Raw genomic sequence first — 25,261 nt, 5'->3', positions numbered from 1 at the left:
GGCTTGAATACCACCATGTCGTACGTCATTAGGAGGGAAACGTACGACATGGGACTATTCACCTACAAAGTAGGTTAAATAGCCTTGTTATTATTCCATACTGCCGTGTACGATATCGATATTTTCTTTCATCATATTATAATAAGAATCACCTTTAGTGCCTTCTTTACCTATGGAATCTGTATAAACTTCTCCGTAGATATCTAAATTCGTTTCTTCACTTAAACTTTGCATGCTTTTCTTGTCTACGCTAGTTTCGACAAGTAGATGTTTAAGGTGGTTATCTTTAACAAATTTAACAGCTTGTTCCATTTGTTCAGGTGTGCCTTGTTTCTCAGTGTTTATTTCCCAAATATATCCAGGTTTAATATCAAACTGTTTAGAGAAATATTTAAAAGCACCTTCACTTGTGATCATTGAACGATTTTCTTTAGGGATGTCGTTAAATTTCTCATGACTATCTTGTTTTAAAGATTCCAATTTAGCTACATAATCCTTTGTATGGCTTTCAATATCATCTTTATGTTTGTCATCTTTTTTAATTAAAGCATCACTGATTGTTTTTATATATTTAATACCATTGTCTAAGCTTAACCAGGCATGTGGGTCTTGTTTAGATTCGTCGCCTTCTGTTGCTCCATTTAAGTATAAAGGTTTAACGTCCTGTGAAACTTTGACAACAGAACCATCTTCATATGATTTGTTGGCCTGTGATAAAGCATTTTTGAACCAACCGTTACCTGTTTCTAAATTTAATCCGTTGTAAAAGATGACATCTGCATCTGTCAATGCTTTAATATCTTTTGGTTTAACTTCGTATTCATGTGGGTCCTGACCAATTGGGACAATACTGTGTATTTCAACATTATCGCCACCAACGTTTTTAACCATATCGTATAGAATAGAATTTGTCGTTACGACTTTTATTTTGTCATGAGATTGAGATGAAGAATCACTTTTACCGTTGCTACACGCACTTAAGAATAAAAGGAAGATAAGTGCAACTGTTAATAACTTTTTCATTAAACCACTCCTTTTTTTGTGAACACTTGCATTTTATTACAAGCAAAAATAATGATATAGATAACAAACGCGCATAAAACAATCGTTGCACCGCTTGGAATATTATAAATATAACTAAAGTACATGCCGACCATCGCACTTATAATGCTTATTAAACTGGAAATGATCATCATTGTATGTAGTTTTTTAGCAATTAAAAATGCAGCTGAAGCAGGGGTGATAAGTAATGCTACAACTAATATAATACCTACAGTTTGTATACTTGCTACAGTAACAAGTGAAAGCAATAACATAACGAAGTAGTGTAGAAAAGTAGTGTTCAAACCACTCATTCTACTAAAAATAGGGTCAAATGTAGAAATCATTAATGGTCTATAAAAAATAATAATTAAAATCATAACAATGACACCCACGACTACAGTCGACCAAAAAGTAGACTGTGTTACTGCCAATAAATTACCAAAAAGAATGTGATATAAATCAGTAGTACTATTTATTAAACTAATTAAAATGACCCCAGTTGCTAAAAAGGCTGTAAAACTAATGCCAATAGCTGCGTCGGGTTTGGTTTTACTGCTTTTAGTAATAAAGCCTATAAAAATGCTGGCGATCATACCTGTAACTAATGCACCAATAAACATAGGAACACCGAATAAAAAGGACAGGGCAACGCCGGGTAATACCGCATGGCTCATTGCATCCCCCATAAGAGATAAGCCTCTAAGCACGATGAGGCAACCAACTGTTCCACAAACGATTCCTACAATAATTGAAATAATTAATGCATTACTTAAAAACTTGTATTCAAATAGATGTTGGAAAAATTCCATATAATGCTACTTCCTTTCTATTTAAGCCGATTCTGAACTTTGTTGTTGGTTTGTAGGATTTAAGAATGTTCTGTTTAGATATTCTGGTTGCATAGCAACGTGACTTTCTCCAAAGAAACGAATCGTTTTATTTAAAAGAATGACACGGTCAAAATATTCTTCTGCTTTTGATAAATCATGATGAACAATCAATAGTAACTTGCCCGCTTTTTTAAGTGCGCGTAATTGAGACATAATGATTTGTTCGCTATGGAAATCAATGCCAACAAATGGTTCATCTAAAAGGTAAAGCGTACTTTCTGTCATGAGCGCTCTAGCTACTAAAACCCTTTGTAACTGACCTCCGCTTAAAGCAGATATTTGTCTGCTTCTTAAATCTTCTAATTCTAATGTTTGTAAGAGCTGATTAAGTCTAGACCTCGTCTTAGGAGTAATAAATTTAAACCATCCAATATCTTTATAAGCCCCTGAAAGTACAACGTCCTCAACTTTAATTGGAAAATCTAAATCAATATGTGCTTTTTGGGGTATATATGTTATTGTTTTTAGCGTTTGCTGCATAGCAATATTATGTAAATTAGCACTTCCAGTTGATTTAAATTCTCCGATGAGAGATTTAAGTAGTGAGGATTTTCCTGCACCATTGGGTCCCATAATTCCAATAATTTCACCTTTGACAGGAATTTCAAGATTGATATCATCTAAAACATGTTTGTTCCCTAAAGTGAGATTTAAGTTATTAATTTTTAACATTTTAGACCTCCTTAATTTAAATTTTAGGCTAACCTAATTTAATTCATAATATAACATGAACTTTTAGCGTGTCAAGTAGATTCGTGGTACAATAAAGTGAATGACTTGAGAGGTGAGACCATGCTAACTGAAGAAAAAGAAGATTATTTGAAAGCAATTTTAACGCATAATGGCGATCATTCTTTCGTTTCAAATAAGACATTGTCCCAGTATTTAAATATTAAACCGCCATCTGTAAGTGAAATGGTAAATCGTTTAGAAAAATCTGGATTTGTAAAAACGAAACCGTATAAAGGTGTGCAACTTTCAGAAGAAGGATTGACATACACTTTAGACATTATTAAAAGACATCGTTTATTAGAGTTATTTTTAATAAAAATATTAGAATATAATTGGGAAGAGGTACATCAAGAAGCAGAGGTACTAGAGCATAAAGTTTCTCATTTATTCGTAGAACGCTTAGATAAATTATTAGATTATCCAATTACTTGCCCTCATGGTGGTATTATACCAAGAGACAACCAATATAAAGAGATATATACAACCAATTTATTGTCATTTGAAGCTGGAGATGAAGTGACAATTAAGCGGGTTCGAGACAGAACAGAATTGTTAGTTTATTTAACAAGTAAAGATATATTAATTGATGAACAAATAAAGATAGTGAATAAAGATGATACAAATAAAGTCATTATGGTCCAGAAAGAAGATAAAATAACAGTGCTTAGTTATGATAATGCAATGCATATTTATGCTGAAAAATAGTAGAGTTCAATTATAGAGAATTGATTTACATTTTCTTATGAATATTGTATATAATTGTGTTTAGAAAGAGAATGATCCTTGTTTAAGCATAAGTAGGAGTTACAATTTAGTTAAATAAGGTTTATATATTAATAGCTGTTAAAGCTGATTTAACTTGATGATAGAAACAAACGTATAGAAGTAATTTCATCGTGTCAAAGTCGTCTGTTTTTGCCCACTTTTTTATAAAGGTACGATATTTTAATGCACTGATGCTATTGGGGTGTAAGGACAAGAGACCATAAAATGGCACAGCAGCTATAAGTAAGTATGAACATTCAAAATTGCAAGGTTTTAAATACTAAAAGGCACCTCCATTTCAAAAATGAAGGCGCCTTTTATTTTGAGTATGAATACTTATGGTTAAAAATCATTTTTAAGATAAATCAACAATTAAGAAAACGGAAAAATAACTAGATCCTACAATAAGTATTTAAAATCTAGTTACCAGTGATTTCATGTTATAATCATTTTTTGAAATGTAATGCTTGTTCTGTCACTTATTCCTTTACATTCAAAAATAATTTTATGGAAGGAAGTATGTTTTGAATAGTTGATAAACTGTAAATAAGTTAATCGCTATCCAAATGACACTATAAACAAAAGTTGGTATATGCGTTAATTCTTTTAAAGTGCTACCATCCCAACTCACCCTGTTTTCCGAAAATGTTAATTTAAATATAGTCCAAGATGATTGAAGAACTTCGCCGAGTAAAACACCTAATATAAAGTGTTGGGTAACAGTGACAATGTAAAGTATCATTCGTTGATTGTCACTTTGAAATAAGCAATATAAAAGTGCAACTAATAGTATCACAATGATGATAGGAAGTAATTTTCTGGAAGTTAAATATAAGAAATAGGTAAACATTAATAGGTACGCAGTGATAAATAGACTTGGATATTGATATTTAATAGATAAAAAACCTAAAAATAGCATAAGTGCAGGCATAACGTAACCACCGAAAGTAGTGATGGATTGACCTAAACTTGTTTTTGATTGTGTAATTGCAAAGCCTTGTTGCGATGTAGCAAGTCGTTCTGATGGTGTCGCTACAATGACTAGGTCTCTAGGTTTGCCACCGCTTAATTTATTGAATAGTATATGGCCAAACTCGTGGGTTAATACTGGAATATAGTTAAAATATATATCTAAAATTGGGTTGATAGATTTATTTCGATAAGTATGTATCACGATATAAAGGATGGCGATAAAAATAATCCAATAAAGATGTAATTGTATGGATGAGCTAAAAAATGCGTTAACTTTAGTCATAGAAAACCTCGTTTTAATATTTCAATTGTTTATGTTTTGGAAAATCATCAAATGCGATTGCTTACTTAATAGTATAGAGTAATATCATTCATAAAGCATTTAGACTTTTGATGTATATTGAGATAGTTTAGCTATCGTTTTATTAATATTGTAATATATGTGAGTGAAAGTGTATGTTAAAATTACAATAAAAATGAATGTATATTGAGAGATGGAGTTAGGAGATTACTAATCATGACGAAAATTGACAAATTAGAAAAAGTAAATGTACTATCTGTTTTATTTGATAATGTGACACTAATAGAAATGCGAAATCATATCAAACAATTTTTTGAATCAGAAACTCAAAACAATTTATTCATTGTTACAGCTAATCCTGAAATTGTAGATTATACTACTAACAATGAAATCTACCGTAATTTAATCAATGGCGCCAACTATGTGGTGCCAGATGGTACAGGTATTGTTATGGCTTCAAAATTACTTAAAACACCTTTAAAGGAACGCGTGCCAGGCATAGAAGTAATGGAAGAATGTTTGAAAATCGCAAATGCTAATTATCAAAACGTATTTTTATTAGGGGCCAAAGATGAAATCGTAACGCAGGCAGTACAAAAACTAAGCGAAAAATATCCTAATATTTATTTTGGTTCACATCATGGTTACTTTGATATAGAAGATGAAATGGTGTTAAAACAAGTCACTTCGTTTAAACCTGATTATGTATTTGCCGGGATGGGTTATCCCAAGCAAGAGCAATGGATTGTTCGTCATGAAAATCAATTTAATCAAACCTTACTTATGGGTGTAGGTGGTTCTATTGAAGTGTTCAGTGGTACGAAAAAAAGAGCTCCGAATGTATTTCAAAAATTAAATATAGAATGGGTATATCGCTTTATTATAGATTGGAAACGTCTTGGAAGAATGAAAGCAATACCTAGATTTGTGTTTAAAGTAATTAAACAAAAAATAACTAAGTAATGAGGCTGGTATAAACTAAATATACCAGCCTCATTACTTATGATTGGCAGTAGTTTCTTTATGGATTTTCAGTCATCTACGACATAGTGACATGTGGCATTTAATTAGAACTATAAATTTCTATATAGGTTTATTGTTGAAAATATAAATATTTATTTAGTAATAAGTAGATGTAAAGAGATACTTTTTCTAAAGCTTAATATAAAAAGCATTTTAACCGATGATCTACGGTCTATATCATATTTGTAGCCCAAGCATGGTTTATGCCTAGGCTTTTAATTTAAGTACGAACATTAAGTTTTCTAGTAAGACTGCTATAATAAAAATGATTTTAAACCAATCTATAATCATATACTGAAGTGTGATTCATTGTAGCGAAAATAAATTCATTTAATTCTATTTCAGAGTTAATGGATTTTATTTTACTTCGAATCTTGAGTTATCTAATTCGTTTCTGAATGCTTTTTGTTCATCTTTGGAATACTTTTTAAACTCATTTAAGAATTTTTCATACTCAGGTAAAACTTCTTCTAATTCGCCAAATTTTTTCAGTTTACCTGCTTCAATCCATGCAATTTTAGTGCAAAATTCTCGAACTTGTCTCATATTATGACTAACAAAGAATATTGTTTTGCCTTGTTCTTTATATTCATAAATCTTATCTAAACATTTTTGAGCGAAAGTTTGATCACCGACAGATAATGCTTCATCGATAACGAGAATATCTGGGTTTGTTGTAATGTTAATGGAAAAACCTAATTTGGCACGCATACCACTTGAATATTTTTTAACAGGTTGATAAATGAATTCCCCAAGTTCACTGAATTCGATAATATCAGGTGTTAATTCTTTAATTTGTTTTCTAGTGAATCCCATGCATAACATTTTAAATTCAATGTTTTCAATACCAGATAATTGTCCGTTTAAACCGGCATTAATTGCAATCACGCTCACTTCACCGTGTCGATCGATATTTCCAGAAGTAGCGGAAAGTGATCCACCAATAATGTTGCTTAGTGTAGACTTTCCTGACCCGTTAATACCTACAAGGCCGATGACATCACCTTCATATGCAGTTAGTGATAAATCATTTAGGGCATAAAATGTTTTGTTTTTATGAAAAGGGACTAAGGCATCTTTTAAACGCTCTTTATTATTGCGATAGATGCGGTATTCTTTAGTTACATGTTCAATGCTAACCGATACATTCATAATTTTACCTTCCTTATTTGCAGATAATGTATAGTATATTATATATTATATTAGTTGTTAAATTTATTAACCTATTGTAAAGTAAGTGAGTACAAAATTTAAAAACGATGTTCTTATACAATTGTTAAATTTTACTGAATTTGAGTTATAAAATCAACTATAGTGAAGTTGACAAATTGTAATAACTTTTTGTTATAAATGAGTTTAATATTCATGTGTTTTTGCTATTATTCTATGTATTTAGTTTACTAAAGTAAATGGCAGTTGTTAAGATAATTTATAAAGCGTATATTAGATTTGAATATAGTCTTGTTATAACATAATTATGATTAGTAAATCGATTGAAAGTGGGTTTATTTAAATGAGTGCAGTGTGGGTAGTTTTAAAAGAGCATTTCAAAAATTTCTATCTAATTCAAAGATTAGCACAGTTCCAAGTCAAAATTACAAATACAAATAATTACCTAGGCATGGCTTGGGAATTAATTAATCCAGCAATGCAAATCATGGTTTATTGGTTTGTGTTTGGTCTAGGAATCAGAAATAATGGGCCAATTGATGGTATACCATTTATTTATTGGTTACTTGTAGGTATTAGTATGTGGTTCTTTGTGAACCAAGGTATATTAGAAGGCACAAAATCAATAGCGAGTAAATATAACCATGTGGCTAAGATGAATTTCCCGTTATCTATTATACCTTCTTATATTGTTATGAGTAGGTTCTATGGACATATTGCATTATTAGTAGTTGTTGTTTTGTTGTGTATGCTAGGTGGTTTTTACCCGTCTATTTACACAATTCAATTATTCTTATATGTGCCATTTGCACTCATATTTACTACAACAGTAGCGTTATTTACGTCAACATTAGGAGTGCTCGTCAAAGATACACAACCGGCAATTCAAGCATTGATGAGAATGGTGTTCTTTGCTTCATCTATTTTAATTGTACCTCCAGAAGGTATCGTTAAAGACGTTATGCAACTTAACCCGATTTATTATCTTGCGGAAGCATATCGTGCCGCAGTTCTACATAATGAATGGTACTTTATTACACACTGGGAATTAACATTCTACAACTTTTTCATTATTGTGTTCTTATTTATCATAGGATCAATCATGCATATGCGTTATAGAGACCATTTTGCAGACTTTATGTAATACCAATTTGATAATTGATTCTTAATATATAAAATAAAATCCTTTAATGGCTTAAACGTCGTTAAAGGATTTTTCTATAATTTTAAATATAAGATGGCTATAATAGAAGAAAACAAACTATAAATCGGCGGTGGATTTTTTGAGACAGTTAATAAAAAAGCTCTATATGACAATTATTAGCTTTTTGAATTTAATTTATAAAAAGAAAAAAATAAAAAACAACCACATTGTAATCATGATGACATTTGTTGAGGATGTACTTCCGATTATTGAAACATTAAATCGTAAGTCATACCATGTTACAGTTATTTCCAAGGAAATAAATAGAAAATATGTTAAAAACTTTGAAAATGTACTATTTATTCCTGCAGGTAATAAACAAGTGTTTCAACACATTAAGATAATAAGTACAGCAAAAATCATAGTCATTGATACATATTATTTAATGCTTGGAGGGCTCAAAAAGAAACCGCAACAGACAATTATTCAGACATGGCATGCTGTAGGAGCGTTGAAAAAATTTGGACTTACAGACCATCAAGTTGATTTAAATAATAAGAAAATGGTTAAGCAATATCAAAGTGTTTATCAAGCTACTGACAAATATTTAGTCGGTGGCGAGCCAATGGTTAAATGCTTTAAGGACTCATTTGGTGCACAAGACCATCAATTTTTAAGAACAGGTTTACCACGTTTAGTGCCGTACACAAGGTTAGATATAACCCAAAGACAACAAGAATTAAAATTGCAATACGGCATCAAAGATAAAGTAGCGCTTTATGTACCTACGTACCGTGAACATAATCAATCCAATCGTAGTATTGATAAAGCACAATTTGAAGCGGCATTACCGTCATATACATTGTTTAGTAAATTGCATCCGTCCCTATCTCAAGACAAACAATCTAAGATTAACTTACAGACATTGATGATTATGGCAGATATCGTTATTACAGATTATAGTTCATTAGCAATAGAAGCAAGTTTGCTAAATAAACCAACTTTCTTCTATGTGTATGATGAAGCTGACTATGAAAAAGAACGAGGGCTAAACGCTTTTTATTATAATATTCCAGAATATTATAAAGCGTATAGTGAAAAGGAATTAATATGTAAATTAAAAGAACAACGAAATGGTTTAAAACCATTATTTGAACCTTGGCATGAGTATAATGTGCAAGATAGTTTAACCCAAGTTATAAATCATATAGAGAAAATGGTGAAAGAATGAAATTATCAATTATCATACCAGTTTATAATGCAGCTAACACAATACAAAGAGCAATCAGTTCTATCGATACTAAACAAGATTATGAAATTATTTGTATCAATGATGGTTCTACTGATGAAAGTCAGCAAATTTTGGAACAGTTGCAAAAATCATCTAAAAATATTTATATCATAAACCAAAATAATCAAGGTGCAGCGATGAGTAGAAATAACGCTTTAACTCATGTTTCAGGTGATGCTTTTATATTTCTAGATGCAGATGACGAATTTTTACCAAACAGTATAGATGCAATGGCAGATTACTATCAACAAGATGAACATGTAGATATCGTCCTAGGGCAAATAGGTAGATTAAATAAGGGCGAGTGGAAAGGCGTTTACACGCACAAACCGATACAGAAATTTGATAAAGTAAACTTAGCGCAATGCCCTGAAATGATGCAGTCTATTGGGCCTGGTGGGAAATTGTTTAGTGCCAAATTTAAAGATTTACAATTTGATGCAGATGTTGTTTTTTGCGAAGAACATACCTTTATGATTAAGGCGTACAAAAAAGCGCGCGATATTCAACTATTACCCTTTATTGTATATGGTTATCATGAAGAAAAAGGTTCAGTGACAGATCAAAGAGCAGGTCGATTTGTAAGTTATATGAGCGACGCTATTAAAGTTAGAAATAGAGTTATGAACACACTATTGTTGAGGGAAGAACGTATTTATTATAGTTACCGTATGGACGAACTCATTGTGAGTTATTTATTACAAGCGTATTTAGAACATAACAAAAAATTAACACATCAACTTTTAGATATTGTAACGTCTTATATGAAAAGCATGCAGAATACAGATTATTCTGGGGAAGCAATGTTTAGAATCATCAAAGTTGTTGAACAAGCGAACAAGTACTGGGATAAAACGTTATACAAAAAATGGCAAGAGACATTACTAAGTGTCGGCATTGGTCGACCTAATTATTATCGTTTTAAATTTGAAACAATTCCGAAACGTTTTAAATTTAGAGGGAAATTAAAATTAAAGCAAATACTTAAAAAGTAAAACTTAGTATCATTCGTAAACTTTTGATCATTATGCTATACTTTTAAAAAATGTTAATTTTAATTAAATTTTGTTAAGGAGTATGAGCGCATGAAACGTGTTATTACTTATGGAACGTATGATTTATTACATTATGGTCATATTGAATTATTGAGGAGAGCTAGAGAAATGGGCGATTATTTAGTAGTAGCTTTATCTACAGATGAATTTAATCGTGTTAAAAACAAAAAATCTTACTATAACTATGAACAACGAAAAATGATGTTAGAATCTATCCGTTATGTTGATTTAGTAATCCCTGAAAGTGGATGGGGTCAAAAAGAAATTGATGTTGATCGCTATGAAATTGATACTTTCGTAATGGGACATGATTGGGAAGGTGAATTTGATTTCTTGAAAGATAAATGTGAAGTCATTTACCTTAACCGTACTGAAGGCATTTCTACGACTCAAATTAAAAAAGAACTATATGGCGACGCTGAAAAATAAACTGACAAGCAATTATTTTTAGGTTGTTTAGTTAACCGTAAATCATACGTTAGGCACATATATGTATTAGGGCTGGGGCATAAAGCAATGTCTCAGCCCTGACTATGATATTGGTCGCAGATGGTTAGGTTAAATTTTTGATTAACTTAATTTTAGGTGTCTAGCGATTTTTACAGAATTGGAAGAAAGCAATCTTTTTGAAAAAGAGATTTCGTCTCTAAATTAATTTTAAGTAACTATGTAAAAAGGATCGTTCACAAAATGTGAACGATCCTTTTTATTGGAAAAACATTTTTTAATAAGCAGTTATTTATAGCTTATTTACGGTTTTTTCTTTTTTTGAAAGCTTCGATAATAAGATAAATAATAATAGCAATAGCAGCAATAATTAAAACAGTACCCAGTAAAGTTAAGACAGGATGTTCATCCCAAGTTGTTTTAACGATTGTAGTAGTTTGATGCATAATTGGCTTACTTACCTTAACTGTTGGTGGTCCGTATTTATCAGAAATAAATTTACGGTCATATTCAATATGCAGTTTGCCGTCGTTTATAACATATTTATAATCATCTTTATCGAAATCACTTGGAAGTACATCATATAAATCTTTCTCTACATAATATGTTTTGCCATTAATTTTATGTGTACCTTTTGAAATAATTTTTTGGTATTTATATTGATCGAAAGACATATTCATTAAGGCATTACCAATCATATTGCGTTGTTTTTCACCACCTAAATTGTTGTAATCACCTGCACCCATAATCGTCTGGTTAATTCTCAACTTATCTCTTTTGGTAGTGATGGTATGATTATAATCCGCAATATCGCTTGACCCAGTTTTTAAACCATCCGTACCCTCTAAACTCATATCTGCACCTTCTAATGAATGGTTAAATGTATAGTATGTAACACCGTGTTGTGTTGGTGCTAGTTGTTTAGTAAAGTGTAGGATATTCGGTGTGTCTTGAACTGTACGTTGTGCTAAAATAGCAAAGTCTCTAGCAGTTGAAGTATTATTATCTTCATTTTTGTATTTTTTTGGTGCAAAATCTTTTAATTGGTTATTTTCAGCGCCTGTTGGATTTACAAAATGTGTATCTTTCATACCGATAGATTTTGCTTTTTTATTCATTAAATCAGTAAAATCTGAAAGGTTGTCAGAAACTTCTTGTCCAAGTATAAGCGCTGCAGCGTTACTTGAATTTGAAACTGTAATCTGAAGCAACTCTTTTATAGTATAAGTTTCTCCAGGATAGAGCTTAGTGTTACTTAATTCAGGCAAGGTAGACATTCGATAATGTTTATCAGTGATTTTCACCTTGTCATCTAAAGCTAAATCACCTTTTTTTACTGCTTCGAGTGTTAAATACATTGTCATTAGTTTGGTCATTGAAGCAGGGTACCATTTTTGATCAATATTATATTGATAAAGAATTTGACCAGTTTGAGCAATGTTTACTGCACTTTCAGGCTGATAATCATCGGTAACATTATAACCATATTGGTTTGCCGCTTGCGTGGGTGTTATTGTTTCTGCTTCGGCAAAAGGTGTTATAATTGAACCGACGAAGAGCGCAGTTACAATTACCATAATTAACTTTCTCATAATTACATTCCCTCTTAATATATTCTGTTTGACTACAACAGAAGTATTTTAGCATATTGTATGAAGATTATAAAATGTTACACCAATGAAAATTTGAAATAATTAAATTATCGAAAACTGTTGTGCAAAACACGAAATAATTGAGTTAAAATTGAATTAGCTTATTACTTTAAAGTTAAACTGCTCACATTTAACATAAGTTATGAAACAATTAAAAAATTTTTAGAAGAGGTAAATACACATGAAACAAGAGAATCCGTTATTCTACTTATTTAAAAAATTATCGTGGCCTGTTGGTCTGATTATCATTGCTGTTTTAATTTCTTCATTAGGCAGTATTACTGGACTAGTAGTTCCTTTTTTTACAGGTAAACTTGTAGATAAATTTTCTTTTGAAAATATTAATTGGATGTTTATCGCTGCTTTTATATCCATATTTATTATAAACGCTTTACTCAGTGGTATAGGTTTGTATTTATTGAGTAAAATTGGGGAGAAAATCATTTATGCTATTCGTTCCGTTTTATGGAAACATATTATCCATTTAAAAATGCCATTTTTTGATAAAAATGAAAGTGGTCAATTAATGAGCCGTCTAACGGATGACACAAAAGTGATTAATGAATTTATTTCGCAAAAACTGCCCAATTTACTGCCTTCTGTATTAACTATTGTAGGATCTTTAATAATGTTATTTGTGATGGATTGGCAAATGACTTTATTAACATTTATTACAATACCTATATTTGTATTAATAATGATTCCATTGGGTAAAATTATGCAAAATATATCAAAAAAAACGCAAGCAGAAATAGCTAATTTTAGCGGATTATTAGGCCGTGTATTAACAGAAATGCGATTAGTTAAAGTATCACGAACAGAAAAGATTGAATTAGATAATGCGCATAAAAATTTAAAAGAGATATACTTTTTAGGTTTGAAACAAGCGAAGATTACAGCAGTTATACAACCGATATCAGGTGTTATTATGTTATTAACGATTGCAGTTATTTTAGGATTTGGTGCGATACGTATTTCAACTGGCGCAATCACAGCAGGGACACTCATTGCAATGATTTTTTATGTTATTCAATTAACACAGCCTCTTATAAATTTATCTACATTAGTCACAGACTATAAAAAAGCTGTTGGTGCAAGTAGCCGTATATACGAAATTATGGAAGAACCTACTGAAGTATTTGTTACAGGACAACTACAGCCAATTATTGATGGGAGCTTAACCTTTGAAAACGTGGATTTTCAATATGGTAGTAAACCAATACTTTCCAATATATCATTTGATATACCATCTAGCAGTGTAACTGCATTCGTAGGGCCTTCGGGCTCAGGTAAGAGTACCATATTCAATATCATTGAACGTATGTATGATATTGAGCATGGTGATATTAAATATGGCAATCAATCCATCTATGATATAGCATTAGGAGCATGGCGAGAGAAAATTGGGTATGTGATGCAGTCTAATTCTATGATGAATGGTACGATTAGAGATAACATTTTATATGGTATTAACCGGGAAGTCTCTGATGAAGAATTGATTTATTACGCACAATTGGCAAATTGTCACGAGTTTATTGTAGCGTTTGAAGAAGGCTATGACACTATTGTTGGTGAAAGAGGGTTAAAATTATCAGGAGGCCAGCGTCAACGTATAGATATTGCGCGAAGTTTTGTTAAAAATCCAGATATTTTATTATTAGATGAGGCTACTGCCAATTTAGATAGTGAAAGTGAAAGAAAAATCCAAGATGCTTTAGAAGAATTAATGGAAAATCGAACAACAATTGTGATTGCCCATAGGTTATCCACAATTAAGAAAGCTGAACAGATTATTTTTATTGATAATGGTAATGTAACAGGTATAGGAACGCACCAAGCGCTAATGGCTAGTCACGAAAAATATCAGCAATTTGTCCATACACAAAACTTAACAAGATAGTTTGAACAATTAATGAAAACAACATGAAAACACGTATAATATTGCGTGAATCAATTATGTTTCTTAAATATATGCGAACTATAAAATTGTTATTTTATATAATGTACATACATGATATAATTATTGTGAATTATTAAGTGACAATCATTGAGGGAATGATGGTTTTATCATCAAGCATAGTATTAAATAAATAGGAAATAAAATTAAAAGATGAGTGCATTGAACGATAGCTGGACTAATACATGTAGCTTAAAACAAGCAGTAGACAATGTGCTCATCTTAATAATTCTTATACATAATCGAGTGTTGCTTTTATATATTCAGCTAATTATTTATTTAATTAAGAAATGGTGGGTGTATGATGTTTTTATTGATTAACATTATTGGGTTAATTGTATTCTTAGGTATCGCTGTACTTTTTTCTAGAAAAAAATCAGACATACAGTGGAAATCTATTGGTATATTAGTCGTTATTAACTTGTTCTTAGCATGGTTCTTTATGTATTTTCCTTGGGGGAAAGCAGGCGTCCAATACTTAGCGAACGGAATTGCTTGGGTGATTGACTCTGCACATGCAGGTACAGGGTTTGCTTTTGCAAGTTGGGTAAATACTGAAACGATGGATATGGCTGTAAGTGCGCTATTCCCAATTTTATTGGTAGTACCGCTTTTCGATATTTTAATGTATTTTAATATTTTACCTAAAGTTATTGGTGGTATCGGTTGGTTTTTAGCTAAAGTTACACGCCAGCCAAAATTCGAATCTTTCTTCGGTATTGAAATGATGTTTTTAGGTAATACAGAAGCTTTAGCCGTATCTAACGAACAGTTGAAAAGAATGAAAGAAACACGTGTGTTAACAGTTGCTATGATGGCTATGAGTTCAATCTCTGGTGCAATCGTTGGTGCATATGTTTCTATGATACCGGGCGATTTAGTTTTGACTGCTATTCCATTAAATATCATTAACGCAATTATCGTATCTTCTATCTTAAATCCTGTTTCAGTAGAAGAGAAAGAAGATGTTATTTACAGTATCCGCAATGAAGAAATTGAAAAACAACCATTTTTCTCATTTTTAGGAGATTCAGTATTAAATGCTGGTAAATTAATTTTGATTATTATCGCTTTCGTTATTAGCTTTGTTGCATTATCTGATTTAATTGATCGCTTTATCAATTTAATTACAGGTATTATTGGTGGTTGGGCTGGTCTCAAAGGCAGCTTTGGTCTTGACCAAATTTTAGGCACTTTCATGTATCCATTTGCTTTATTACTTGGCTTACCATTTGACGAAGCTTGGATTGTTGCGCAACAAATGGCTAAGAAAATCGTAACAAATGAGTTTGTGGTAATGGGACAAATTAAAGATGTAGTAGATGCTTATTCTCCACATAGACGTGCAGTGATTACTACGTTTTTAGTATCTTTTGCTAACTTCTCAACGATAGGAATGATTATTGGTACGTTGAAAGGTATCGTAGATAAAAAAACTTCAGATTTCGTGTCACAATATGTACCTATGATGTTACTTGCAGGTATTTTAGTGTCACTCATGACTGCTGGCTTTGTTGGATTATTTGCTTGGTAATACACCATGCGTGAAGTGGTTGTATAAACTGAGTGAATTATTTCTCAAACAATAGAAAAATATGATGAAGTGTTATAGAAAATATATTTTTAGCATGGCGTATGAAGATAGCGCGAAATAGAAAACCAATGCATTCACTTGGTTTTCATCTCGCGCTTTTTTGTGCATTAAATGGATATAAAAAGGTCTGAAACATAAATAATCATGTTTCTCTCATTATTATATAAAGCGCATTTAATTGGAAAAAAAAAGAAGGCCGCGCTTGTATTATTTTATCTAATCATTAAAGTTCAGAGAGAAGAAAGTAAATTTAGAAGGAAGCAGCTTCTACCCGTTTCTGTTTTAAACGATTATTAAATCAAAAAATAAAGCCAAGTAATTGAAGTGACGATACACATTCAATATTACTTGGCTTTCACGGGAAATGAATTAATTGTATATTAATAGTAAGGACTAGGTACTACCAATATACTCGAGCAAAAATTGTTTTGTATGTTACTATAAACAACACAAAGGAGATGGCTTCTTATTGCTAATCAATAAGAAGATAGGTTTTATTATAGCAAAGGAAAGTGTATAAGTAAACCGAAAATTCAGAATTTTTAAACTTCTAAAAGAAGATAATGCAATAAATATGATAATATCAAGGTTTTTCACATGTATTTATAAGCTGTATTTTATGAATGATATTGTGGTATCTTCCATAGTTTGCTAATATTCAAGTGATTGGAGTTATATAAGGGGGTCATGTGAGTGAATAAAACAGTACGAGATTTAATTTTGGTAGTAATCGGATCATTTATATTTTCAGCAGGCGTTAACACTTTTATCATATCTGCTGATTTAGGTGAGGGAGGCGTGACCGGTATAGCTATCGTACTTTATTATGCCTTTCACGTATCCCCTGGTATAACTAACTTTGTATTTAATGCGGTGCTTATTGCCATAGGCTATAAATTCTTGAGTAAAAGAAGTATGTATTTAACAATAGTGGCAACCATTTTGATATCATTATTTTTAGAATTAACTGTAAGCTGGGAAATAGAAACTGGTAATATACTCGTTAATGCTGTTTTTGGGGGCATGTGTGTAGGTTTGGGTATTGGTGTGATTGTGCTTGCAGGAGGAACGACAGCTGGTACAACTATTTTAGCTAGAATCGCTAATAAATACTTAGACGTCAGTACGCCCTATGCCTTATTGTTCTTCGATTTAATTGTTGTGGCAATTTCATTAACAGTGATACCAATTCCTAGGGCATTAGTTACAGTGATATCACTGTATATCGGTACAAAAGTTATGGATTATGTTATTGAAGGCTTAAATACGAAAAAAGCAATGACGATTATTTCTAGCAAACCAGATGAAATTGCTAAGGTGATTGATGAACAAGTTGGACGCGGACTTACTATTTTAAATGGTAGAGGATATTTCTCTAAACAAGAAAAAGATATATTATATGTTGTCATTACAAAAACGCAAGTGACCAAAGCCAAACGTTTAATCAAAAAAATAGACAGTGAGGCATTTCTCGTTATTCATGATGTACGTGATGTCTATGGTAATGGTTTTTTAATTGATGAACATTAATTGAAAAATTGTAAATTAAAACCTTGTTACAGGATTTAAATCGTGTATCAAGGTTTTAATTTTTTATAAAGTTTAAATTATCAAATGTAGGAGCAGTTTTTATCAGCATGAATTGTCTTATTTCACCAATTACTGTTGATAACATATTCAAGAATAAGACGCGATTGTTATAGGCACTTCAAATCGTTTTTTTTTAACTTACATAGCAAACATAAATGTATAAATTCTTAAGATAATCAGTGATAATCTATCATATTTATTAGTCATCATACCTAAAAAATGATATAATATCATCTGTGATAATGATTATCATTTGGAAGAACAATACGATAAACAAATATAAACGATATAGATTATTTTATGCTTATTATGTATTAGGAAGAAGGGAAACTATGACTCGCTTAGAAGGAGAACAAGTTACGATAGGCTACGGGGATAATGTGATTGTGGACCAGTTAGATGTACACATTCCTACAGGTAAAATAACATCTATTATTGGACCTAATGGTTGCGGAAAATCAACCTTATTAAAAGCGCTTTCACGATTATTGCCAATTAAAGGTGGCGAAATTAAACTAGACGGCGAAGATTTGCATGCGCAATCAACCAAGGAAGTAGCTAAAAAAATTGCTATTTTACCTCAATCACCAGAAGTAGCAGATGGATTAACAGTTGGAGAACTTGTATCTTATGGACGTTTTCCACATCAAAAAGGGTTTGGCAGACTATCTGCAGAAGATAAAAAAGAGATTGATTGGGCTATGACAGTGACGGGAACTTATGAATTCCGTCTGCGTCCTATCAATGATTTAAGTGGCGGTCAACGTCAAAGAGTATGGATTGCAATGGCATTAGCGCAACGTACAGATATTATCTTTTTAGATGAACCTACAACCTATTTAGATATTTCACATCAATTAGAAATATTAGAATTAATTACCCAACTTAATGAAGAGCAAGGTTGTACTATCATTATGGTATTACATGATATTAATCAAGCAGTGCGTTTCTCAGACCATTTAATTACGATGAAGCAAGGAGATATCGTTGCAGATGGTGACACTGAAGAAGTATTAACAAAAGAAATTTTAGAAAAAGTATTCAATATAGACGTAGAAATTAGTACTGATCCCAGAACTGGGAAACCTATGCTAGTTACCTATGATTTATGTAGAAAAAGCTATTCAGAAGTTTAGGTGTAATGATGACCACACAGAAAAAAGGGAAGCTAAATTTTACAACAACATTTATCATTAGCGTAGTATTACTCATTGTTGCTTTGATTGTATCAATTGTAATTGGGGATGCTAAAATCCATATCTCAACTATATTTGACGCTGTTTTCAATTATGACAGTAAAAATCAACAACATAATATAATAAGTGAAATACGCATACCAAGAGATATAGGAGCTATGTTAGTCGGGGTTGCTTTGGCGACTTCAGGAGCAGTTATTCAAGGTGTGACTAAAAATGGCTTAGCAGATCCAAGTTTGATTGGGTTAAATTCAGGAGCCTCTTTCATGTTAGCACTCACTTTTGCATTTTATCCAACAGCCCCATTTATAGTATTAATGATAGCGGGGTTTATCGGCGCCATTATGGGTGGTTTTATAGTCCTCATGATAGGTAGATCAAGAAGTGATGGTTTTAACCCTATGAGAATTATCCTTGCCGGTGCTGCAGTAAGTGCTTTATTGACAGCTTTAAGTCAAGGTGTTGCACTATTGTTTAGATTAAATCAAAGTTTGACGTTCTGGAGCGCAGGCGGCGTATCTGGCACAACATGGGGTCAATTAATATGGGCAGCTCCATTTATAATAGTTGCACTTGTCATCATTGTTGCGATGAGTAAGCAACTAACTATTTTAAATTTAGGCGAAACTCTAGCCATAGGTTTGGGTCAAAACGTAGCATTAACACGTGCAATTGCTTTGATTATTTCAATGGTTATGGCTGGTATTGCAGTAGCCATGGTTGGTCAAATTGCATTTGTAGGACTTATGGTACCTCACATAGTGCGTTATTTAGTCGGTACAGATTATGCACGTGTACTTCCATTAACAGCTATTATAGGTGGTTTGTTATTGTTGGTTGCAGATACGGTAGCTCGTATGTTAGGTGAAGCTCCAGTTGGGGCAATCATTTCATTTATTGGCGTACCTTACTTTTTATATTTAGTTAAAAGAGGAGGGCGCTTTTCATGATAGATCCAAAGTTAAGACATAAGCAGTTATTAACAATGGCGATACTTATCATATTGGTACTATTGGCGTGTGCTTGGAGTATGACATCGGGTGAATACAAGATGTCAGTAGGTACGTTCTTTAAGACATTAATAGGACAAGGTGAATACACTGATACACTTATCTTAATGGAATTTAGGCTTCCAAGAATGATTATTACTATTTTAGCTGGCGCTGCTTTAGCAATGAGTGGAGCTATTATACAAAGTGTAACTAAAAACCCGTTAGCTGAGCCTGGTATTTTAGGTATAAATGCTGGCAGCGGGTTCGCTATCGCATTATTTATCGTGGTAGGACAAGTAAGCGCAGATAACTTTGTTTATGTATTACCGTTTATCAGTATGTTAGGCGGTATAATTACTGCATTAATTATATTTTCATTTAGTTACAATAGGGGTGAAGGTATCACGCCGGCAAGTATGGTATTAGTAGGTGTGGGTATGGCTACAGCGTTAAGCGGTGGTTCGCTCACGCTCATGTCTACATTTGATGAAGACCAATCGGAATTTATTGCTTCATGGCTTGCGGGTAACATTTGGGGTGACGAATGGGCTTTTGTAATTGCATTCTTGCCTTGGGTCATTGTACTTATCCCATTTTTATTATTAAAATCGAATGTTTTAAATCTGTTAAATACGCATCAATATATTGCTCAAGGCGTTGGTGTGAAAATTGGAAAAGAACGCATAGTGCTATTATTAATCGCAGTCGTACTCTCTTCAGCAGCGGTGTCAGTTGCTGGTGCTATTGGTTTTATTGGATTATTGGGCCCACATATTGCTAAATCTATAGTTGGCCCAAGACATCAATTATTCTTACCAATATCTATATTTATCGGTGCGTTTTTACTTGTGTTAGCAGATACGGTAGGGCAAATCATATTACAACCTTCTGGTATCCCAGCAGGTATTGTAGTATCAATTATCGGTGCCCCTTATTTCTTATACTTAATGTATAAAACAAAATCAGTTTAAGAGGGATATTTTGGGGAATTATATGAAAGTATCACATTAAACCTAATAAATTAAAAAATATTAAAAAACCATAATTATTCAACAAGAGTGGGTATCTATAATCAATCCAGTACACATTGATTAGTAACCCACTCTTTTTAAAAGTACACGAGGAGTTGTTAGCGTTTACATTTATAGATAATGTATACTATATATGAATAGCTAAAAATAGGAGGTCGTCGTTATGAAAAAATTAATCAAAGATAAAACACAATTTTTATCAGATATGTTAGATGGTCTTACGATTTCAAATAAACAGATTGAAGTTATTTCCGATACAGTTGTGGTACGAAAAAATAAAAAAGAAAAAGGTGTAGCGATTGTTTCTGGCGGGGGCAGTGGTCACGAACCAGCTCACGCTGGTTACGTTGCAGAAGGTATGTTAGATGCTGCAGTGTGTGGTGAGGTCTTTACATCTCCAACGCCGGACAAGATTTTAAGTGCGATCAAAGCCGTAGATAATGGCGATGGCGTGTTACTTGTTGTCAAAAATTATGCCGGAGATGTTATGAATTTTGAAATGGCACAAGAAATGGCGGAGATGGAAGATATACAAGTTGAAACAGTGGTAGTCAAAGATGATGTAGCTGTAAGTGATGAAACCCAACGTAGAGGCGTAGCTGGTACTGTATTTGTGCATAAAGTTGCTGGTTATCTAGCAGATAAAGGAGAGTCACTCGCTACAATTAAAGAAAAACTAGAACAATTATTACCAACTATAAAATCTATAGGTATGGCACTAACGCCCCCGTTAGTGCCTACAACCGGACAATATGGCTTTGATATTGATGATGAATCAATGGAGATTGGAATTGGTATACATGGTGAAAAGGGATTAGCACGTAAGAAAATTGAAAGTGTTGATTTGATTGTAGAACGACTAATAGCTGAGTTATTAAAAGAAGTAAAAGCTAAACAACTGATTGTCATGGTCAATGGCATGGGGGCAACGCCATTGTCTGAACTAAATATTGTAACAAAATATGTGTCACAACAATTAGATGATAAACAAAAAGACGTTAAACTGTGGTTAGTCGGAGATTATATGACTTCATTAGATATGGAAGGTGTTTCATTAACATTTGTGCCATACTCTGAAGCCGTATATGAAGCTCTGACTACATCTACAAGTAGTCCGTATTTTAATATTTAATACGGTGATAGATATAAGAGGGAGTGAAGATATATGAATGTAGCAGAGTTAAAAGAGAGACTACTTAATTTAGTTGATGTTTTTGAGGAAAAAGAGCCGTTATTAACAGAGTTAGATAGAGCGATTGGCGATGGCGACCATGGCGTGAATATGTTAAGAGGATTTAAATCCTTGCCTGAACAACTAGATGATAACTCAATGGCAGCATTATTCAAGTCTACTGGAATGGCATTAATGTCAAATATTGGCGGGGCCTCTGGTCCATTGTATGGCTTTAGTTTTGTAAAAATGTCACAAGTCGTCAAAGATGAATTAGATAATGATAACTTGAAAGAAGTGCTCAAAACATTTTCAGAAGCAGTTGCTCAACGTGGCAAAGTTGAATTGAATGAAAAAACAATGTATGACGTGATTGAACGTGCAAGCGAAGCGGTGAGTAATGGAGACACACTAGCGTTTGAGGACCTGCAATCTTATGCAGATTTGACCGAAAATATAGAAGCTACAAAAGGCCGAGCAGCTTATTTCAAAGAAGCATCAAAAGGTCATGTTGACCCTGGCGCCCAAAGTAGTGTGTATATCTTAAACGCATTGATTGGAGTTGATTAACCATGACACAAATTATCATTGTAAGCCATAGCAAGGAGATCGCTGAAGGAACAAAAGCGCTTATTAATCAAATGGTAGGAGAAGATGTTGGAGTTGTAGCTCAAGGTGGCGCAAATGGTAATATTGGCACTTCTTATGATGATATTCAAGAAATGATCAACCAATTGGATAATGATGCTTTATGTTTTTATGATATAGGTTCTGCTGAGATGAACCTTGATTTAGCCATTGAGATGTATGAAGGAAATTACCGTGTAGAAAAAATGAATGCACCGATAGTGGAGGGTGCTTTTAATGCAGCTGTAAAAATCTCTGTAGGGAACTCAATTGATGAAGTAGTAGATGAATTGAACAACCAATTCAATTAGTGCAAATTCAAGGATACATGTATAAAATTTCAGCAATGGTGTGAATTGAACAGTTATAATTAAAAGGCCTTCAATTAACTTGATAAAAATATTCTTTTTAAATGAATATATAATTGAGATGTGGTAAAATAATGTATAACTGTTATAGAAATCTGGATATCTAGGAGGACATTGCCATGAAAGCATTGATACAGAAGTATGTCTTAAACGGCGAATTTGAGTCAGTAAAACGTCTTATGTCCCAGACAGATTTTATGGAATTTGAAGAAGCTTATATCTCAAGTGCTCATGAAGTGGAAAGTATCATGTTCTATACATGTATTTTAGATATGATGAAAAATGAAGAAACTGCAGAAATGCACGACTTAGCTTTTCTATTACTTGTCTATCCATTAAGTGAACTACAAGGAGCTTTAGATTCTGCTTATTACCATGCGGAATCATCCATAAAACTTACTGACGGCAAAGAAGTAAAAAGCTTATTGCAAATGTTATTATTACACGCAGTTCCCGAACCAGTCATTTCTGATAAAAAAGCATTAGAGATTTCTCGCCAAATACTGAAAATAGATCCTTCAAATAGTGTTGCACGTAATGTATTAAAAGAAACTGCTAAACGTTTAGATAATGTAGTAGTCGATTTCAATGAACTTAATCATTTTAAAAATGCACATTAATAAGCAATAGTTAAATGTTGGATATGATTGAATTCTGATGTGGTAACAATTGAATATGAAAATGGTTTCAGCCGAAAACAATTCGATTCTATATTGATTGTTTTCGGTTTTTTTATGTTCAAAAATAGGACTATTGTTTAATCATGATTAGGATGAAATAGACGTTTATTTAAAAAAATAAAAATTTTTTCAAAAAAATTTACTTGTATTTTTGGTGTGTCTTTATAAAGAGAAAATGTATAAAGTTGCAAAATGTTAATTGATATTATTTATTATAATAGTATATGTGATATGCAATTATTTATTTTTAAAAGTAAAAGTGAATGATTAAAAAGGAATAAATAGTCTGTATATAATCTTTATTTTTTAATGGATTGTGTAAACTTTAATTTTGTCATGTTGCAAATTATAGTCAGTACGTTATAATTACAAAATGTGTTAACTATGAGGAGGTTATTTATCACATGGGGTTGAATAAAGAAGCTATAAAAATTGGTTTCGCTTATGTCGGTATCGTTGTAGGTGCTGGCTTTTCAACAGGACAGGAAGTTATGCAATTCTTCTCACCATATGGCTTGTGGTCATATATTGGTGTTATACTTTCTGGTCTCATTTTAGGATTTATAGGTAGACAAGTTGCAAAGATTGGTACGGCGTTTGACGCACAAAACCATGAATCAACTTTAGATTATTTATTCGGAAGTGCATTCAGTAAAATTGTGGACTATTTACTTATCTTTTTCTTATTCGGTATTTCAGTTACAATGATTGCTGGAGCAGGATCAACATTTCAAGAAAGTTTCGGTGTACCGACGTGGTTAGGTGCATTGATAATGGTTATTGCAATATATATCACACTATTGATGGATTTTAATAAAATTGTTAGAGCATTAGGCATTGTTACGCCGTTTCTAATTGTGTTAGTAGTTATTATTGCTGGGTATTATTTATTTAACGGTAGTATCTCATTTGGTGAGGTCAATGAGACTGTACCAGAAGCTACTTTATGGAAAGGAATTATATATGGTATAAACTATGGTGGACTGGCTTTTGCCGTAGGGTTTAGTACAATAGTAGCAATCGGTGGCGACGCTTCAAGACGTAGAGTTTCAGGCGCAGGCGCTTTATTTGGTGGTATTGTTTATACGGTATTATTAGCTTTAATTAACTTTGCGTTACAGTCTGAATTTCCTAAAATTAAAGATGCAGACATACCAATGTTGACGCTAGCGAATGATATAAGTCCATGGATAGCGCTTGTCTTATCAATCATTATGTTAGCTGTAATGTATAATACAATCCTTGGTTTAATGTATTCGTTCGCAGCGCGGTTCACAGAACCATATAGTAAAAAGTATCATATTTTTATTGTAGCTATGGTAATTATAGCTTATGGTTTAAGCTTTGTTGGTTTCGCAGGCTTAATAAACTATTTATATCCAATTATGGGTTATGTTGGTCTTATCGTTGTTATTGGCGTACTTATTAAGTACTACAGTAGAAAACGACAAAACAAAAAATTCATTGCATAAAATGTTAAAGAAACAATATAAATAAAAATATAATGTAGCTCAGCTTGCTAATAACTGCAAGCTGAGTTTTCTAGTGTGTCAATTCTTAATAATACTA

At 32.3% G+C, this 25,261-nt stretch carries 23 protein-coding genes; 17 read left to right on the top strand and 6 right to left on the bottom strand.

Going from position 1 to position 25,261, the window contains the following annotated elements:
- Positions 1–90 precede the first annotated feature (90 nt).
- From mntC to KA894_RS06405, 3 genes are read right to left on the bottom strand one after another with little or no spacing between them, the layout of a single operon-like run.
- A complete protein-coding gene (gene mntC, locus KA894_RS06415; protein WP_119487935.1) occupies positions 91–1,023 on the bottom strand; it encodes a manganese ABC transporter substrate-binding lipoprotein MntC in 933 nt (310 codons plus the stop codon).
- Positions 1,023–1,853: a metal ABC transporter permease gene (locus tag KA894_RS06410; RefSeq protein ID WP_096810801.1), complete on the bottom strand. Its 831-nt coding sequence runs from the start codon at positions 1,851–1,853 to the stop codon at positions 1,023–1,025. Before KA894_RS06410 ends, mntC begins: the two co-directional genes overlap by 1 nt.
- Positions 1,854–1,874: 21 nt before the next feature.
- Positions 1,875–2,606 (bottom strand): metal ABC transporter ATP-binding protein, encoded by a 732-nt coding sequence (locus KA894_RS06405; protein WP_119487934.1) that lies wholly within the window; start codon positions 2,604–2,606, stop codon positions 1,875–1,877.
- A gap of 120 nt (positions 2,607–2,726) precedes the next feature.
- On the opposite strand from KA894_RS06405, the gene KA894_RS06400 reads away from it, so the two are divergent.
- Entirely contained in the window at positions 2,727–3,371 is a 645-nt protein-coding gene (locus KA894_RS06400) for a metal-dependent transcriptional regulator (RefSeq protein ID WP_096810799.1), read from the top strand.
- Between the two features lie 565 nt (positions 3,372–3,936).
- Here the strand turns inward: KA894_RS06400 and KA894_RS06395 are convergent.
- Complete coding sequence (locus tag KA894_RS06395) at positions 3,937–4,686, bottom strand: M50 family metallopeptidase (RefSeq protein WP_103373005.1); 750 nt, start codon at positions 4,684–4,686, stop codon at positions 3,937–3,939.
- A 234-nt stretch (positions 4,687–4,920) separates the two neighbouring features.
- Between KA894_RS06395 and tarA the strand changes: the two genes are divergently transcribed.
- The gene (gene tarA, locus KA894_RS06390) at positions 4,921–5,667 is read left to right on the top strand and encodes an N-acetylglucosaminyldiphosphoundecaprenol N-acetyl-beta-D-mannosaminyltransferase TarA (protein WP_096810797.1); all 747 of its coding nucleotides are present in this window, start codon (positions 4,921–4,923) and stop codon (positions 5,665–5,667) included.
- Between the two features lie 417 nt (positions 5,668–6,084).
- Here tarA and tagH read toward each other — a convergent pair whose 3' ends face one another.
- A complete protein-coding gene (gene tagH, locus KA894_RS06385) occupies positions 6,085–6,879 on the bottom strand; it encodes a teichoic acids export ABC transporter ATP-binding subunit TagH (protein ID WP_096810796.1) in 795 nt (264 codons plus the stop codon).
- 361 nt (positions 6,880–7,240) lie between these two features.
- Between tagH and KA894_RS06380 the strand changes: the two genes are divergently transcribed.
- From KA894_RS06380 to tagD, 4 genes are all read left to right on the top strand, one after another.
- Positions 7,241–8,041 (top strand): ABC transporter permease, encoded by an 801-nt coding sequence (locus KA894_RS06380; RefSeq protein WP_096810795.1) that lies wholly within the window; start codon positions 7,241–7,243, stop codon positions 8,039–8,041.
- Positions 8,042–8,180: 139 nt separating this feature from the next.
- Positions 8,181–9,272: a teichoic acid glycerol-phosphate primase TarB gene (gene tarB / locus KA894_RS06375; RefSeq protein WP_119487933.1), complete on the top strand. Its 1,092-nt coding sequence runs from the start codon at positions 8,181–8,183 to the stop codon at positions 9,270–9,272.
- A complete protein-coding gene (locus tag KA894_RS06370) occupies positions 9,269–10,327 on the top strand; it encodes a glycosyltransferase family 2 protein (protein ID WP_096810793.1) in 1,059 nt (352 codons plus the stop codon). The genes tarB and KA894_RS06370 overlap by 4 nt, the downstream gene beginning before the upstream one ends.
- A 90-nt stretch (positions 10,328–10,417) precedes the next feature.
- Positions 10,418–10,816 (top strand): glycerol-3-phosphate cytidylyltransferase, encoded by a 399-nt coding sequence (gene tagD / locus KA894_RS06365; RefSeq protein ID WP_096810792.1) that lies wholly within the window; start codon positions 10,418–10,420, stop codon positions 10,814–10,816.
- Between the two features lie 317 nt (positions 10,817–11,133).
- Here tagD and pbp4 read toward each other — a convergent pair whose 3' ends face one another.
- Entirely contained in the window at positions 11,134–12,426 is a 1,293-nt protein-coding gene (gene pbp4, locus KA894_RS06360; protein WP_103373453.1) for a penicillin-binding protein PBP4, read from the bottom strand.
- Between the two features lie 241 nt (positions 12,427–12,667).
- Between pbp4 and KA894_RS06355 the strand changes: the two genes are divergently transcribed.
- The 11 genes from KA894_RS06355 to KA894_RS06305 all read left to right on the top strand — a co-directional run bounded on the left by KA894_RS06355 (position 12,668) and on the right by KA894_RS06305 (position 25,164).
- The gene (locus KA894_RS06355; RefSeq protein ID WP_103372940.1) at positions 12,668–14,386 is read left to right on the top strand and encodes an ABC transporter ATP-binding protein; all 1,719 of its coding nucleotides are present in this window, start codon (positions 12,668–12,670) and stop codon (positions 14,384–14,386) included.
- A gap of 361 nt (positions 14,387–14,747) precedes the next feature.
- The gene (locus KA894_RS06350; RefSeq protein ID WP_096810789.1) at positions 14,748–15,977 is read left to right on the top strand and encodes a NupC/NupG family nucleoside CNT transporter; all 1,230 of its coding nucleotides are present in this window, start codon (positions 14,748–14,750) and stop codon (positions 15,975–15,977) included.
- Positions 15,978–16,730: 753 nt separating this feature from the next.
- Positions 16,731–17,567 (top strand): YitT family protein, encoded by an 837-nt coding sequence (locus KA894_RS06345; protein ID WP_119487931.1) that lies wholly within the window; start codon positions 16,731–16,733, stop codon positions 17,565–17,567.
- Between the two features lie 392 nt (positions 17,568–17,959).
- The gene (locus tag KA894_RS06340) at positions 17,960–18,763 is read left to right on the top strand and encodes an ABC transporter ATP-binding protein (RefSeq protein WP_103373610.1); all 804 of its coding nucleotides are present in this window, start codon (positions 17,960–17,962) and stop codon (positions 18,761–18,763) included.
- A gap of 8 nt (positions 18,764–18,771) precedes the next feature.
- Positions 18,772–19,773: a FecCD family ABC transporter permease gene (locus KA894_RS06335; RefSeq protein WP_103373611.1), complete on the top strand. Its 1,002-nt coding sequence runs from the start codon at positions 18,772–18,774 to the stop codon at positions 19,771–19,773.
- The gene (locus KA894_RS06330; RefSeq protein WP_096810785.1) at positions 19,770–20,786 is read left to right on the top strand and encodes a FecCD family ABC transporter permease; all 1,017 of its coding nucleotides are present in this window, start codon (positions 19,770–19,772) and stop codon (positions 20,784–20,786) included. Before KA894_RS06335 ends, KA894_RS06330 begins: the two co-directional genes overlap by 4 nt.
- A gap of 223 nt (positions 20,787–21,009) precedes the next feature.
- Complete coding sequence (dhaK, locus tag KA894_RS06325) at positions 21,010–21,978, top strand: dihydroxyacetone kinase subunit DhaK (protein WP_107644425.1); 969 nt, start codon at positions 21,010–21,012, stop codon at positions 21,976–21,978.
- Positions 21,979–22,011: 33 nt separating this feature from the next.
- A complete protein-coding gene (gene dhaL, locus KA894_RS06320; protein WP_096810783.1) occupies positions 22,012–22,587 on the top strand; it encodes a dihydroxyacetone kinase subunit DhaL in 576 nt (191 codons plus the stop codon).
- 2 nt (positions 22,588–22,589) lie between these two features.
- Positions 22,590–22,955 carry a dihydroxyacetone kinase phosphoryl donor subunit DhaM gene (dhaM, locus tag KA894_RS06315; RefSeq protein WP_096810782.1) on the top strand — a complete coding sequence of 122 codons (366 nt, stop codon included), beginning with the start codon at positions 22,590–22,592 and terminating at the stop codon, positions 22,953–22,955.
- Positions 22,956–23,131: 176 nt separating this feature from the next.
- Positions 23,132–23,632, top strand: coding sequence for a hypothetical protein (locus KA894_RS06310; protein WP_210133838.1), 501 nt, complete (start codon positions 23,132–23,134; stop codon positions 23,630–23,632).
- A gap of 464 nt (positions 23,633–24,096) precedes the next feature.
- Positions 24,097–25,164, top strand: a complete 1,068-nt coding sequence (locus KA894_RS06305) for a YkvI family membrane protein (protein ID WP_103373389.1) — start codon at positions 24,097–24,099, stop codon at positions 25,162–25,164.
- Positions 25,165–25,261: the final 97 nt, after the last annotated feature.

This window comes from Staphylococcus sp. GDY8P131P (assembly GCF_017891975.1).
GTDB classification, from domain to species: Bacteria; Bacillota; Bacilli; order Staphylococcales; family Staphylococcaceae; genus Staphylococcus; species Staphylococcus nepalensis.
This window is presented reverse-complemented; position numbering and strand designations above follow the sequence as displayed.